The 14073-nt window shown below is 71.9% G+C and carries 12 protein-coding genes; 3 read left to right on the forward strand and 9 right to left on the reverse strand.

Annotation, left to right across the window (positions count from 1 at the left end):
• Positions 1-9: 9 nt before the first annotated feature.
• The 6 genes from PZ894_RS10515 to PZ894_RS10540 all read right to left on the reverse strand — a co-directional run bounded on the left by PZ894_RS10515 (position 10) and on the right by PZ894_RS10540 (position 6953).
• Complete coding sequence (locus tag PZ894_RS10515) at positions 10-1116, reverse strand: hypothetical protein (protein ID WP_275744548.1); 1107 nt, start codon at positions 1114-1116, stop codon at positions 10-12.
• A complete protein-coding gene (locus PZ894_RS10520) occupies positions 1113-2240 on the reverse strand; it encodes a phosphotransferase family protein (protein WP_275744550.1) in 1128 nt (375 codons plus the stop codon). Before PZ894_RS10520 ends, PZ894_RS10515 begins: the two co-directional genes overlap by 4 nt.
• Positions 2241-2471: 231 nt before the next feature.
• Positions 2472-4199, reverse strand: a complete 1728-nt coding sequence (locus tag PZ894_RS10525) for a glycerol-3-phosphate dehydrogenase/oxidase (RefSeq protein ID WP_275744551.1) — start codon at positions 4197-4199, stop codon at positions 2472-2474.
• A gap of 381 nt (positions 4200-4580) precedes the next feature.
• Positions 4581-5381, reverse strand: a complete 801-nt coding sequence (locus PZ894_RS10530; protein ID WP_275744553.1) for a carbon-nitrogen hydrolase family protein — start codon at positions 5379-5381, stop codon at positions 4581-4583.
• On the reverse strand, positions 5378-5839 hold the full coding sequence (gene rnhA / locus PZ894_RS10535) for a ribonuclease HI (RefSeq protein ID WP_275744555.1): 462 nt from the start codon (positions 5837-5839) through the stop codon (positions 5378-5380). The genes PZ894_RS10530 and rnhA overlap by 4 nt, the downstream gene beginning before the upstream one ends.
• Positions 5840-5846: 7 nt before the next feature.
• Complete coding sequence (locus tag PZ894_RS10540) at positions 5847-6953, reverse strand: GuaB3 family IMP dehydrogenase-related protein (RefSeq protein WP_275744557.1); 1107 nt, start codon at positions 6951-6953, stop codon at positions 5847-5849.
• A 108-nt stretch (positions 6954-7061) separates the two neighbouring features.
• Between PZ894_RS10540 and PZ894_RS10545 the strand changes: the two genes are divergently transcribed.
• A complete protein-coding gene (locus PZ894_RS10545) occupies positions 7062-7556 on the forward strand; it encodes a sigma factor (RefSeq protein WP_275744559.1) in 495 nt (164 codons plus the stop codon).
• Here PZ894_RS10545 and guaB read toward each other — a convergent pair.
• Positions 7477-8979 carry an IMP dehydrogenase gene (gene guaB, locus PZ894_RS10550; protein ID WP_275744561.1) on the reverse strand — a complete coding sequence of 501 codons (1503 nt, stop codon included), beginning with the start codon at positions 8977-8979 and terminating at the stop codon, positions 7477-7479. The genes PZ894_RS10545 and guaB overlap by 80 nt on opposite strands.
• An 88-nt stretch (positions 8980-9067) precedes the next feature.
• Between guaB and PZ894_RS10555 the strand changes: the two genes are divergently transcribed.
• The gene (locus PZ894_RS10555; protein ID WP_275744562.1) at positions 9068-10546 is read left to right on the forward strand and encodes a hypothetical protein; all 1479 of its coding nucleotides are present in this window, start codon (positions 9068-9070) and stop codon (positions 10544-10546) included.
• Between the two features lie 109 nt (positions 10547-10655).
• Here the strand turns inward: PZ894_RS10555 and groL are convergent, their stop codons facing one another.
• Together groL and groES are read right to left on the reverse strand one after the other, a co-directional pair.
• On the reverse strand, positions 10656-12275 hold the full coding sequence (gene groL / locus PZ894_RS10560; RefSeq protein ID WP_275744564.1) for a chaperonin GroEL: 1620 nt from the start codon (positions 12273-12275) through the stop codon (positions 10656-10658).
• 81 nt (positions 12276-12356) lie between these two features.
• Positions 12357-12650: a co-chaperone GroES gene (gene groES, locus PZ894_RS10565; protein WP_275744566.1), complete on the reverse strand. Its 294-nt coding sequence runs from the start codon at positions 12648-12650 to the stop codon at positions 12357-12359.
• A gap of 199 nt (positions 12651-12849) precedes the next feature.
• Between groES and PZ894_RS10570 the strand changes: the two genes are divergently transcribed.
• Positions 12850-14007, forward strand: coding sequence for a class I SAM-dependent methyltransferase (locus PZ894_RS10570; protein ID WP_275744568.1), 1158 nt, complete (start codon positions 12850-12852; stop codon positions 14005-14007).
• Positions 14008-14073 lie beyond the last annotated feature (66 nt).

Genomic DNA, 14073 nt, shown 5'->3' on the forward strand with positions numbered 1-14073 from the left:
CCTCTCGGGTCAGGGGGCGAGCGTGAAGAAGTCGGCGAAGCCGGACGGGTCGTGGCGGCCGATGCAGAAGTGCTCGAAGAGGCCCCAGCCCTCGTGGCCGTCAGCGGTCGCCCTCCCGACGTGGTCGACGCAGCCGAACATGAAGCGGCCCTGCACGGCGTCGTCGGCCATGTCGTAGGTGACGCGCTCGCTGAAGCGCTCGCCCCTCCACATGCCGTGGATCCAGTCGGGGTCGCCGCCGTACCCACCACCGACGTGGAGGGGTACGGCGAGCCGCGACTCGACCTCGAGCACCAACGGCTTGCCCTCGGGCGTGGTGCACCGGATCGTCGCCCCGGTCGGCGTACGGGTGCCGGACGCGTAGCGGATGTCGATCAGCGGCCAGCCCAGCTGCTCCATCCGACCGTCCTTCCAGATCCGGGTGCAGTCGTTGAGGGTCCGGAAGCCGTCGGGGCTCTCCTGGACGATCAGCACGATGGCGAAGTCGTCGAACTGCACGGGGACGTAGAGCCACCACATGCCCTCGAACGGCGGATCGCTCGGCGCGCCCGGCGGCTCCGCCTCGCCCACGGGACGGATCCCCCACGAGCGGTCGCGGCTGCCGAGCCAGACACTCGGATCGACGGCGATCTCCTCGCCGTCGATGACGATCGTGCCGCTCCACGCACCGAGCTGGGCGAACCGCTGGGCTTCAAGCGTCACCCGGCTCCCCGAGCGCAGCACGTGGGGCTGCTCCTGGACGACGTCGCAGGTGCCTTCCCAGGTGAGATCCAGCGCCAGGCCGTCGGTCTCCTCGAGGACGACACGGACCTTGCGGAGCGGGTCGGGCACCTCGATCCGGTAGCCGCCGACCCGCGGGCTCATCCGGTCCTGGTCCATCAGGTCGGAGAGGTGGACCGCGGTCTGCCGGCCGTCGCGGGCGACCAGGACGAAGGCGTCCTTGGTGCCGAGGTTGGGGTAGTAGCCCATGCCGGTGACCAGCATGATGTCGCCGGTGCGGTCGTGCGCGTTGAAGTACCACCGGTCGTAGAAGTTGCGGTCGCTGCTGTTGGCGTAGGCCAGCGGCAGCGGCGCCTGGTGGAGCGGGAACTCGTCGAGCGGCGTGATGTCGTTCATGCCCCCGCCTCCTCGAGGAGCCGCTCCATCAGCGGCTTGTGGTGGAAGAGCGTCTCGACGTCGTCGGGCCGCTCGATCTCGCCGAAGTGGATCTGGCGGGCACCGGTGCGCATGAAGACAATGCACCACTGGACGGCGTTGTAGACGTGGTACCAGTGCAGGTCGCCGAGCTCCACGCCCGCCGCCACCTCGTACGCCGCCTTCACGTCGCCCTCGGCCAGGAAGTGCGGCATGCCGGGCAGCTCGAGCATCCCGGTGATCGTCTCGAAGACCTGGTGGGCGAAGACGATCCAGGACACGTCGAGCTCGCGCGGACCGATCGCCGCCATCTCCCAGTCCAGGACCGCGACCGGCTCGAAGTCGACGTACATCATGTTGCCGATGCGGGAGTCGCCCCAGACCAGCACGACCTCGTCGGTCTCGGGCAGGTGCTCCTCGAGCCAGTGGAGCCCGCGCTCCACGAGCGGCGAGCGGCCGATGTCGGCGACCGCGAAGTCGTACCAGGCGCGGGTGCGCGCGAGGTTCTTCTGCAGGAGGGTGGCGCCCGGCTGGTGCGGCTCCAGGAAGCCGAAGGCCGTGGCGGCGTCCGGGATCGCGTGGAGCTTCGCGAGCACGCCGACGCTGGTGTCCTGCAGGCGGCGCTGGTCCTCGAGGGACGCGTCGTGCAGCCAGTTGTCGCCGAAGTTGTAGGGCAGCACGTCCTGAGGGACGACGCCCTCGATGCGGTCCATGAGGAAGAACGGCGTACCGAGCACCTCGCCGGTCGGCTCCATCCATCCCACGGCAGGCACCGGGACGTCGGTCAGCTCGCCGACGAGCCGGATCGCGTCGTACTGGTCCTGGAGCTCGTAGTGGGGGAAGACCGGCAGGTCCTCGGCGGCCGGAGCGACCCGGGCGACGTACTCGCCGTGCCGGCGCTCGCCGTCCTCGACCCAGTCCACGTCGAGGACGATCGTCTCCGACGACATGCCGTTGGCGTCGACGCCGCTGTGCAGCGTGACCACCGGGTCGGCGCCGGCCGGGAGCACGGTCGCCAGCCACTCGGCCAGTCGGGCGGGCAGCGTCGTCGCGTCGCGACTCGAGCGCTGCATCTTCATGTCGGCCGGCGGCGGCGCCTGCGTCACGGGTCCTCCCTCCGCGTGTGACCTCGGTCTCACACGCTGCCGCCCCAGCATCGGTGGAACGTGTTCTAGTTGTCAACGGTCCTCGTTGAGTCGGGACTTGTGACGGTCGAATCGGGGGTTGTGACGCTCGAGTCGGGACTTTCGGTCACGACCCGGCAGTGAACTCCCGACTCAACTGGTCGAAAGTCCCGACTCAACCGGCAGAAGTACCGATTCGACGGGAAGCCGAGATCAGACGATGTCGCGGACGACCACGCGGGCCTCGTCGGCCTCCTGGTCGGTGGGTTGGAGCTGGGACTGTCGTTCGGCCTCGACGCGGCGCAGGTAGTGGTCGATCTCCTCGGCGGTCCGCTCGGCGGACCAGCCCAGCTCGGCGGCCATCAACCGCGCGGCGACCGGGGCGGCGGCGGTGCCGCGGTCGAAGGTCTCGATCGAGATCCGGGTACGACGGGTCAGCACGTCGTCGAGGTGCCGGGCACCCTCATGGGTCACCGCGTAGACGACCTCGGCGGCCAGGTAGTCCTCCGCACCCTCCAACGCCACGCCCAGGTCCGGCCGGGACTCCACCAGGGACACCAGGTCGTCGACCAGCCCCCCGTACCGGCCCAGCAGGTGATCGACCCGCGCCACGTGCAGCCCGCTGCGGCGGGCAAGCTGCACCCGCTGGTTGGTCCGGGCCTCCCAGCCCGCGGCACCCAGCAACGGCACCCGGTCGGTGATCGAGTCCCGCACCGCCACTCCCAGCACGCTGGTCAGCGAGTGCGCGGCCGCATCGACGGCATCGCGCCCCATCACCCGGTAGGTCGTCAGCTTCCCGCCCGCGATCATCACCAGCCCGGGGACCGGGGTGACCACCGTGTGCTCCCGGGAGATCCGCGAGGTCGGCTCGGACTCCCCCGACAACAACGGACGGAGCCCCGCATACACCCCCTCCACGTCGGAGTGGTCCAACGGCTCCCGCAGGATCGCGTTCACCCGCGCCAACACGTAGTCGATGTCCGCGCGCGAGGCCGCCGGATGCGCCTTGTCCAGATCCCACGCCGTGTCCGTGGTGCCGATGATCCAGTGCCGACCCCACGGGATCACGAACAGCACCGAGGTCTCGGTGCGCACGATGAACCCCGCCTCGGACCGGATCCGGTCCCGCGGCACCACCAGGTGGATGCCCTTCGAGGCCCGCACGTGCAACGCACCCCGACCGCCCACGAGGGCCTGGATCTCGTCGGTCCACACCCCCGCGGCGTTGATCACCACCCGGGCCCGGACCTCCACGTCCCGCCCGTGCTCCAGATCCCGGGCGCGTACGCCGACGACGCGCTCCCCCTCGCGGAGGAAACCGGTCACCTTCACCCGGGTCGCGACGTGCGCGCCATGCGCGGCCGCGGTCCGGGCGATCGTGACCACCAGGCGCGCGTCGTCGACCTGGCAGTCCCAGTACTTGATCGCCCCGGTCAGCGACCCCGGGTCGAAGTCCGGCGCGATCCGCTGCACCCCCCGACGCGAGAGATGCCGGTGTCGCGGCAGCCCCACCCCGTACCGGCCCGCCAACGCCATGCCGTCGTACAGCGCCAGACCCGCACCGACGTACGCCCGCTCCCAACCCCGATGGGTCAACGGATACAAGAACGGCACCGGCCGCACCAGGTGCGGCGCCAACCGCGTCAGCAACAACCCCCGCTCCTCGAGCGCCTCACGCACCAGCCCCAGGTCGAGCATCTCCAGGTAGCGCAACCCACCATGGACCAGCTTCGAGCTCCGCGACGACGTCCCCGATGCCAGATCGCGCTGCTCGAGCAACCCCGTACTCAGGCCGCGGGTCACCGCATCCAGCGCCGCACCCACACCCACCACACCACCACCGACCACCAGCACGTCGAGCTCTGCCTGGCCGTCGGTGCCCGTCATCGCCGCAAGCGCGGCGTCGCGGGCGGCGGGTCCGAGCGCGCTGGGGCGGGTCATGTGGTCCAGTCTGGCAAACGGGAGAATCGCTACCCCGATGAGGGGACGCCACGGCGGCGCCGGATCCCTACGCTGCGACCCATGGCCCTGCGACCCCCGTCGGCCGACCGGGTCGCGCTGTGCCTCGGAGCGCTGGTGACGGTGGCGGCGACGGTCGTGATGTGGGTCAAGGCCCGATGACCTCACCGGCCGAAGGGGCCCGAGCCGGAGACGCTCCGTCGGACCGACTCCCGGCTCGGGCACCGAACCCGAGATCCCCCACGGCTCCCCCAGCGAGCAACGTAGACCCGCGCCCCAGCGCGTCGGCATAGCCCGATCGCGTCATTCACCTGTCAGGCGGGCCGCGCTCCGATGGCACAGACGGGCTGGCCCGCCTGGACGTCAGTGGCGCTCTCGCCGCCCGAGCGACTCACGGTGGTCGACGACCATCGTGTGCGTGGCGCGGGTCTGCGCGACGACGTGGGTGTCGATCTCGGCGATCGCCAGGCCCTCCTCGTCGTCGAGCCGGGCGAGCGGGCGACCCTCGGGGTCGTAGACGGCGGAGCCGCCGATGAACTCGGAGCCGCCGCATCGGCCGGTCAGCCCGGCGAGCACGACGTACATGCCGTTCTCGAGCGCGCGAGCCGCGTAGTAGAGGTCGCGGCGATGGGCGCCGCCGGGGAAGTACGCCGCGGACGCGAGGTAGCCGGCGGCCCCGTCGAGCGCGGCCGCCTGGGCGTGCTCGGGGAAGCAGCCGTCATAGCAGATCGACAGCCCCAGCTCGACGCCGCCGACCGTGATCGACGCGCCGTGGTCGCCGACGGTGAAGAATTGCTTCTCGAGACCGTCGAGGTGCTGCTTGTCGTATGGCGCGGTCGTGGTGGCGTCGGGACGCAGGACGACCTGGGAGAGCCGGCGCGCGTCGCCGCGGCGCAGCGCGGTGCCCGCGACGACGGTGACGCCACCGTCGGTCGCCGCCGCGCGGAGCGGGTCGAGCCAGCGTCCCTCGAGCCCCTCGACCCCGGGCAGCGGCCCGGCGAACGCGTCGACGTCGTAGCCCGTCAGGAAGGCCTCGGGGAGCACCACCAGCCGCACGTCCTGGCCGGCGGCGAGTCCGACGAGTCGGGCGGCCGTCGCGACGTTGGCGTCGAGGTCTCCCGACACGGAGGCGGCCTGCGCGGCGGCGACGAGGAGGCGCGTCACAGGGGTGCCGCCGCGAGCGCCTCGGCGAGGCCGCGGGCGGCGAGCCGGTCGGCGCGCTCGTTGCCCTCGTCGCCGGCATGCCCCTTGACCCAGTGCCAGTGCACGTCGTGCCGCCCGCACGCCGCGACGAGCTCCTGCCAGAGGTCGACGTTCTTGACCGGTTGCTTGGCGCTCGTGAGCCAGCCGTTGCGCTGCCACGACCCGACCCACGAGGTGATGCCGCTGCGCACGTAGGTGCTGTCGGTGTAGAGGTGTACGACGCTGCGCCGGGTGAGCGCCTCCAGGGCCCGGATCGGCGCGGTGAGCTCCATCCGGTTGTTGGTGGTCGCCTCGGCCTGGCCGCCGCAGAGCTCGCGCTCGTGCTCGCCGTAGCGCAGCAGCGCGCCCCAGCCTCCGGGGCCGGGGTTGGGCACGCACGCGCCGTCGGTGTGGATGGTCACCGAGACGGAGTCGCTCACCTCGTCCTCACTCGACGACGACCTCGACCCGCTGGAACTCCTTGACCTCGGTGTAGCCCGTGGTCGCCATCGACCGGCGCAGCGCGCCGACGAGGTTCATGGTGCCGTCGGCGACGCGGGACGGGCCGAAGAGGATCTCCTCGAGGGTGCCGATGGTCTCGAACTGCACCCGCTGGCCGCGCGGCAGGTCGTGGTGGTGGGCCTCGGTGCCCCAGTGGAACCCGCGGCCCGGCGCGTCGCTGGCCCGGGCGAACGGCGAGCCGACCATGACGGCGTCGGCGCCGCAGGCGATCGCCTTGGCGACGTCGCCCGACTTGCCGATCGAGCCGTCGGCGATGACGTGGACGTAGCGGCCGCCGGATTCGTCGAGGTAGTCCCGGCGCGCCGCGGCGACGTCCGCGACCGCGGAGGCCATGGGTACGGCGACACCGAGGACGGTCCGGGTCGTGTGGGCCGCCCCGCCGCCGAAGCCGACGAGCACGCCGGCGGCGCCGGTGCGCATCAGGTGCAGGGCCGCCTGGTGGGTCGCGCAGCCGCCGACGATGACCGGCACGTCGAGCTCGTAGATGAACTCCTTGAGGTTCAGCGGCTCGGCCTGCGAGGAGACGTGCTCCGCGGAGACGGTGGTGCCGCGGATGACGAACATGTCGACGCCGGCGTCGACGACGGCCTTCGCGAGCTCCTTGGTGCGCGCGGGCGACAGCGAACCGGCGACGGTGACGCCCGCCTCGCGCATCTCCCGCAGCCGCTCGGTGACCAGCTCGGCCTTGATCGGCTCGCGGTAGATCTCCTGCAGCCGCCGGGTCGCGTCGGTGCCCTGCAGCCCGGCGACCTCCTCGAGCAGCGGGTCGGGGTCCTCGTAGCGGGTCCACAGGCCCTCGAGGTTGAGCACTCCCAGCCCGCCGTACCGGCCCAGGGCGATCGCCGTCGTCGGCGACATCACCGAGTCCATCGGCGCGGCGAGCACGGGGATCTCGAACCGGTAGGCGTCGATCTGCCAGGCCGTGCTGACCTCCTCGGGGTCACGCGTGCGCCGGGACGGCACGATCGCGATGTCGTCGAAGGAGTAGGCGCGGCGGGCGCGCTTGGCCCGGCCGATCTCGATGTCGGTCACCGATCCAGCCTATCGAGAGGCGGGGCAACCTTCGGCCGCGCCCAGCGCGTCGGGCAGGGTATGGAAGCCCTGGCCGGTGCGCCGAGCCCGGCCATCCCGGGAGGTGACGTGAGCGCGAGCGCGGACTTCGACGAGTTCGTCGCCGCCCGATCCTTGCGACTGCTGCGCACCGCGTACCTCCTCACCCGGGACCACGCGCTGGCCGAGGACCTGCTGCAGACCGCGCTCTCGAAGGCGTGGTTCTCGTGGCCGCGGATCCAGGGGGACCCCGAGCCGTACGTCCGCAGGATCCTCGTCAACACCTTCGCGTCGTGGTGGCGGCGCCGATGGAACGGCGAGCACGCGTACGCCGACCTGCCCGAGCCCGAGAGCTGGGCCGGCGCTCCCGAGGGCGGGTGGGGAGGCTTCCCGAGGAGCGACGAGCCGCAGGGTCCCGGGGGGATGGATGCCGGCGTCCTGTTCGCCGGCGACCACACCGTGGAGCTGCGGCTGGCGGGCCGGACGCCGAGGCGCGGGTGCTGGTCTACCGACCGGAGTAGTTGGGCGCCTCGACGGTCATCTGCACGCCGTGCGGGTGGCTCTCCTGGAGCGAGGCCTGGGTGATGCGGACGAAGCGGCCCTTCTCCTGCAGCTCCGGGATGGTCCGTGCGCCGACGTAGAACATCGACTGGTTGAGGCCGCCGATGAGCTGGTGCGCGACGGCCGCGAGCGGGCCGCGGTAGGCGACCTGGCCCTCGATGCCCTCGGGGACGATCTTGTCGTCGCTGCTGACCTCCGCCTGGAAGTAGCGGTCCTTGGAGTAGGACTTCTTGCCGCGGCTCGACATCGCGCCGAGCGAGCCCATGCCCCGGTAGGACTTGAACTGCTTGCCGTTGACGAAGACCAGCTCGCCCGGCGACTCCTCGCAGCCGGCGAGCAGCGACCCGATCATCACGGTGTCGGCGCCGGCGACCAGCGCCTTCGCGATCTCGCCCGAGTGCTTGAGACCGCCGTCGGCGATCACCGGTACGCCGGCCGGCTTGCAGGCCAGCGACGCCTCGTGGACCGCGGTGACCTGGGGTACGCCGACACCGGTCACGACGCGGGTCGTGCAGATCGAGCCAGGACCGACACCGACCTTGACCGCGTCGGCGCCCGCGTCGACGAAGGCCTGCGCTCCCTCGGTGGTCGCGACGTTGCCGCCCACGACCTGGACGTGCCTGGTCGCCGGGTCGGTCTTGAGGCGCCGGACCATGTCGAGGAGCAACCGTACGTTGCCGTGGGCGGTGTCGGCGACGAGCACGTCGGCGCCGGCCTCGATGAGCGTGGTGGCCCGCTGCCAGGCGTCACCGAAGTAGCCGATGGCCGCGCCGACCATGAGACGACCCGCGTCGTCGTAGGTCGCGTTGGGGAACTGCTCGCCCTTGACGAAGTCCTTCACGGTGATCAGGCCGGCGAGGCGGCCCTCGGCGTCGACGAGCGGGAGCCGCTCCCGCTTGTGCCGACGCAGCAGGGTGGTGGCCTCGTCGCGGTCGATGTCGGCCGGGCCGGTGATGAGCGGCATCGGGGTCATCACCTCGTCGACCTTCGTGGTCGACCACTCCGCGACCGGGGTGAACCGGAGGTCGCGGTTGGTGATGATGCCGAGCAGGCGGTTGTCGGCGTCGACCACGGGGAAGCCCGAGACGCGGTACTCACCCGCGAGCCGGTCGAGCTGCTCGAGCGTCGCGTCGGGTCCGATGGTGACCGGGTTGGGGATGATGCCCGTCTGGGTCCGCTTCACGAGGTCGACCTGGTAGGCCTGGTCCTCGATCGAGAGGTTGCGGTGGAGGACGCCGAGGCCGCCCTGGCGCGCCATCGCGATCGCCATCCGGGACTCGGTGACGGTGTCCATCGCGGCGCTCACCAGCGGCACCTTCAACGAGATCTCGCGGGTCAACCGCGAGGTCATGTCGATGTCCGCGGGCGCGAGGTCGGAGTGACCAGGCAGCAGGAGGACGTCGTCGTAGGTCAGGCCCAGCGGGGCGAACTTCTCCGGCAGCTCCACTCCGACAGCCTACCGGCGACGGCCGACGGCCCGAAGCGGCCGGGTGTCACCACCGGGGGACGCGCGGAGACCTGAGAAGGTGGGGCCCGTGCGCGACTTCGTCCGACGGCATCCGGTCGCGATCGCCGTCGCGGCGACGGTGCTGGCCCGGCTCCCCGCGCTGACCCGCCCGGTCCGGGCCGACGAGGCCGGCTTCCTGCTCGTCGCGGGCGCCTGGGACCCCCGCCCGGACAGCGTCTTCGGCACCTACTGGGTCGACCGGCCGCCACCGCTGGTGGCCGTCTTCGACGCCGTGGACGCCCTCGGCGGAGTCACGACCCTGCGCGTGCTCGGGGCACTCGTCGCGGGGCTCTCGGTGCTGCTGGCCGCGGCCGTCGCCGGCACGGTGAGCGGGCCGCGGGCCACCATCTGGACGGCGGTCCTCACCGCGGCGCTGCTCTCGAACCCGATGATCGACATCGTCGCCGTCAAGGGCGAGCTGCTCGCGCTGCCGTGCGTGCTCGGCAGCATCCTGCTCACGCTGCTGGCCGTACGCCGCGGCTCGTGGCCGGTCGCGTTCGCCGCGGGTGTCGCCGCGGCACTGGCGCTCGGGCTGAAGCAGAACCTCGCGACGGGCCTGCTCTTCGCCGGCGTGCTGCTCCTCGTCGGGTGGCGCACCGGTCGGCTGCGCGGCCGCTCCGCGGCTGCGCTCGCCGGCGCCGGGGCGGCGGGTGCCGGCGTACCGGTGCTGGCGACGATCGCGTGGGCCGAGGCCACCGGGGTGCGGCTCGGCACGCTGTGGGACACGGTCTACGGATTCCGCGGCGCGGCGGCCCGGGTGATCGCGGACGGCACCACCGACGCGCCCGAGCGGCGGGCCTGGATCCTGCTGGTGATCGCGCTGGCGACCGGACTGCTGGCCGTGCTGGCCGGCCTCGTCGCCCACCTGCGCGAGCTGCGGCACGACGACCCGCCGGTGGTGGCGGCGACCTGCGCGGTCGTGGTGGTCGACCTGGTCTCGTTGGGCGCCGGCGGCAGCTTCTGGCAGGACTACCTGATCCCGCTCGTGCCGGGCGCCGCGCTCTGCACCGCCCTGCTCGCCGGGCGCGACGACCGGCGGGGCCGGACCATGCGCGGCGTCGTGGTCTTCGCGACCGCGTCGGCGTGCGCGGGCATGGCCTTCTGGCTGGCCTGGAACCTCACCGGGCAGCAGGAGTTCGACGAGGTCCGCACCGGCGAGGCGGTCGCGGCGTCGGCGGAGCCGGGCGACACCCTCGTCGTGTTCGGTGGTCGCGCCGACCTGCAGCGGTCCAGCGGCCTGGCCTCGCCGTACCCCTACCTGTGGAGCCTGCCGATGCGCACGAGGGACCCGGGGTACACCGACCTGGCCGCCCTGCTCGCCGGCCCGCGTGCGCCCACGTGGCTGGTCGAGTGGGTCTCCGTGGACGCGTGGTCGGACGAGGGTGTCGACGAGCTGGCGGCCGTCATCGAGGACGAGTACGTCGAGGCGGGCCGGGCCTGCAACGGCCATCCGATCTACCTGCGGCGGGATGTCGAGCGCGACCCCGTGCAACCGAACTGCGACTGAGCACGTTGGTAGGGCATGACGCCCGACGCGGGCGCTGACGCCGCCTTCACCCTGAAACGACGCTGACCCGCCCGAAAGTTTCGGGCGGGTCAGCGTCGGTGGTGGTGGATCAGTGACCGTGGCCGTGACCGTGACCGGCCGCCTCGGGCTCCTCCTCCTCGGGCTTGTCGACGACCAGCGTCTCGGTCGTGAGCAGCATGCCCGCGATCGAGGTGGCGTTGACGAGCGCGGAGCGGGTGACCTTGACCGGGTCGAGCACGCCCTGGGCGACCAGGTCGCCGTACTCACCGGTGGCGGCGTTGTAGCCGTTGCCGGTGCCGAGATCGCGCACCTTGGTGGTGACGACGTAGCCGTTCTCGCCGCCGTTCTCGGCGATCCAGCGCAGCGGCTCGTCGGCCGCCTTGCGGACCACGCGGACGCCGACGGCCTCGTCGCCGGTCAGGCCGAGATCGCCCTCGAGCACCGACACGGCGTGGATGAGAGCCGAGCCACCGCCGGGGACGATGCCCTCCTCGATCGCGGCGCGGGTCGCGGAGACGGCGTCCTCGATGCGGTGCTTCTTCTCCTTCAGCTCCACCTCGGTGGCGGCGCCGACCTTGATCACACAGACGCCGCCGGCCAGCTTCGCGAGGCGCTCCTGGAGCTTCTCGCGGTCCCAGTCGGAGTCGGTGGACTCGATCTCGGACTTGATCTGGTTGACGCGGCCCTCGACCTCGCCCGCGTCACCGGCGCCGTCGACGATCGTGGTGTTGTCCTTGGTCACCACGACGCGGCGGGCCTGGCCCAGCACCTCGAGCCCGACCTGGTCGAGCTTCAGGCCGACCTCGGGCGCCACGACCTGACCACCGGTCAGCGTCGCGATGTCCTGCATCATCGCCTTGCGGCGGTCACCGAAGGCCGGGCTCTTCACCGCGACGGCGTTGAACGTGCCGCGGATCTTGTTGACGACCAGGGTCGACAGGGCCTCGCCCTCGACGTCCTCGGCCAGGATGAAGAGCGACTTGCCCGACTGGATGACCTTCTCCAGCAGCGGAAGCAGCTCGGCGACGGCCGAGATCTTGCCCTGGTGGAGCAGGATGTAGGGGTCGTCGAGGACGGCCTCCATGCGCTCCGGGTCGCTGACGAAGTACTGGCTGATGTAGCCCTTGTCGAACTGCATGCCCTCGGTGAAGTCGAGCTCGGTGCCCAGGGTGTTGGACTCCTCGACGGTGATGACACCGTCCTTGCCGACCTTGTCGAAGGCCTGCGAGAGCAGGTCGCCGATCACGCCGTCGCGGCTCGAGATCGTCGCGACCGAGGCCATGTCCTCGACGGAGTCGACCTCGCGGGCGGCCTCCTTGAGCGCGTCGCCGACGGCCTCGGCCGCGGCGTCCATGCCCCGCTTGAGGCCCATCGGGTTCGCGCCGGCCGCGACCGCGCGGAGGCCCTCGTGGACCATCGCCTGGGCGAGCACGGTCGCGGTCGTCGTACCGTCACCGGCGATGTCGTTGGTCTTGGTCGCGACCTCCTTGGTGAGCTGGGCACCGAGGTTCTCGAACGGGTCGTCCAGCTCGACCTCACGCGCGACGGTGACGCCGTCGTTGGTGATGGTCGGGGCGCCCCACTTCTTGTCGAGGACGACGTAGCGGCCCTTGGGGCCCAACGTCACCTTGACGGCGTTGGCGAGGGCGTCGACGCCGCGCTCCAGCTTGCGGCGGGCGCTCTCGTCGAACTCCAGGATCTTCGGCATATCTCTCCTCTTACGAAGATCGGGTCGTCCGCCTCAGGCGCAGTCAGGGACAGCGGAGAGGCGGACGACCCGTCAGGAACTTCAGGAAACGACCGCGAGGACGTCGCGAGCCGAGAGGATCAGGTAGTCCTCGCCGGCGTACTTGACCTCGGTGCCGCCGTACTTGCTGTAGATGACCTTGTCGCCGACGTTCACGTCGAGCGGGACGCGGTTGCCGTTGTCGTCGATCCGGCCCGGACCGATCGCCAGGACCTCGCCCTCCTGGGGCTTCTCCTTGGCGGTGTCCGGGATGACCAGGCCCGAGGCCGTGGTCTGCTCGGCGTCGAGCGGCTTGACGACGATGCGGTCCTCGAGAGGCTTGATGTTGACCGACACTTCTGATCAACCTCCACTTTCTGGTACTTCGTGGCTGATGTGGATGAGGCACGTCTGGCGCCTGCGGTTCCGGTACGCCGTCGCGGGGGTCGCACCGGGTCACAGGCGCTGGCACACTCACGGGGAGAGTGCCAGATCAGAAACTAGCACTCTCCCCGACTGAGTGCCAGCATGACCCCCGCCTGACAGGATCGGGACCGTGGACCTCGAGGCGTTCCGGTGGCTGCTCACCGACGACGGCCAGCGACTGCTCGCCGACGCCGTCGCCGCGGGGGACGACTCGCTGGCCACGCAGACCCGGCTGCGTCGTACGGCGGAGCCCGCGCAGGTCGCCGCGGCCCTGACCCAGGCGACGCTGCGCGTGCGCGCCCGCGACAAGCTCGGCGACCTCGCGGACCGGATGTACTTCACCCCCGACGGGCTCGAGCAGACGACCCGGCTGCGGGTCGCCGAGCACCGGGCCGCCCGACTCGTGGCCGCGTCGGCGACCACGCTCGTCGACCTCGGCTGCGGGATCGGCGGCGACCTGGTGGCCGCCGCCCGGGCGGGGCTGGTCTGCGCGGGCGTCGACCTCGACCCGGTGCGGGTCGAGGTGGCCCGCGCCAACCTCGCCGCGCTCGGCCTCCCCGGCGCCGTGCAGGTCGCCGACGCGACGACGATCGACACCACGCCGTTCGACGTGGCCTTCGCCGACCCCGCCCGCCGCGGCGCGCGCGGCCGCACCTTCGACGTCGACGACTGGACGCCGCCGTGGCCCTTCGTGGAGCGTCTGCTCGCCCGCGACTCCTGCGTGAAGGTCGCGCCGGGCATCCCCCACGACCTGCTGCCCCACGACGTCGAGGCCGAGTGGGTGAGCGACCACGGCGAGGTGAAGGAGGCCGCACTGTGGTCGGGCCGGCTCGCGACGACGGCGCGACGCGCGACGGTCATCGCCGACGGCGGCCTCGCGACGCTCACCTCCGAGGACGACCCCGGAGCGTCCGTCCGCCCGGTCGGCGAGTTCCTCTACGAGCCCGACGGCGCCGTGATCCGCGCCGGGCTGGTCACCGCCGTGGCCGCCGGCGTCGACGGCGGCCTCGTCGACGAGCACATCGCCTACGTCACCTCCGACGCGTCGTTCCGTACGCCGTTCGCGCGCGGCTACCGCGTGCTGGAGGAGCTCCCCTACCGGGAGAAGCAGCTGCGCGCCGCGCTGAGGGAGCGCGGCGTCGGGCGGCTGACGATCAAGAAGCGCGGCGTCGACATCGTGCCCGACCAGCTGCGCAAGCGGCTCGACCTGGGCGGCGACGGCGAGGCGACGATCGTGCTGACCCGGGCCGCCGGGCACGGGATCGCGCTGCTGGTGCGGCCGTTCTGACACGACGGACCAACAGCACCGCGGCCCCCGGCGAATGCCGCGTGCCGGCGATGGTGCCGACCGTGC

It is taken from the genome of Nocardioides sp. YIM 152315, assembly GCF_029210375.1.
Taxonomy (GTDB): Bacteria; Actinomycetota; Actinomycetes; order Propionibacteriales; family Nocardioidaceae; genus Nocardioides.

Excerpts from the sequence above, each read along its gene's own strand:
- PZ894_RS10525 (WP_275744551.1), bottom strand. The coding sequence starts at position 4,199 with ATGACCCGCCCCAGCGCGCTCGGACCCGCCGCCCGCGACGCCGCGCTT.
- groL (WP_275744564.1), bottom strand. The coding sequence starts at position 12,275 with ATGCCGAAGATCCTGGAGTTCGACGAGAGCGCCCGCCGCAAGCTGGAG.
- PZ894_RS10515 (WP_275744548.1), bottom strand. The coding sequence starts at position 1,116 with ATGAACGACATCACGCCGCTCGACGAGTTCCCGCTCCACCAGGCGCCG.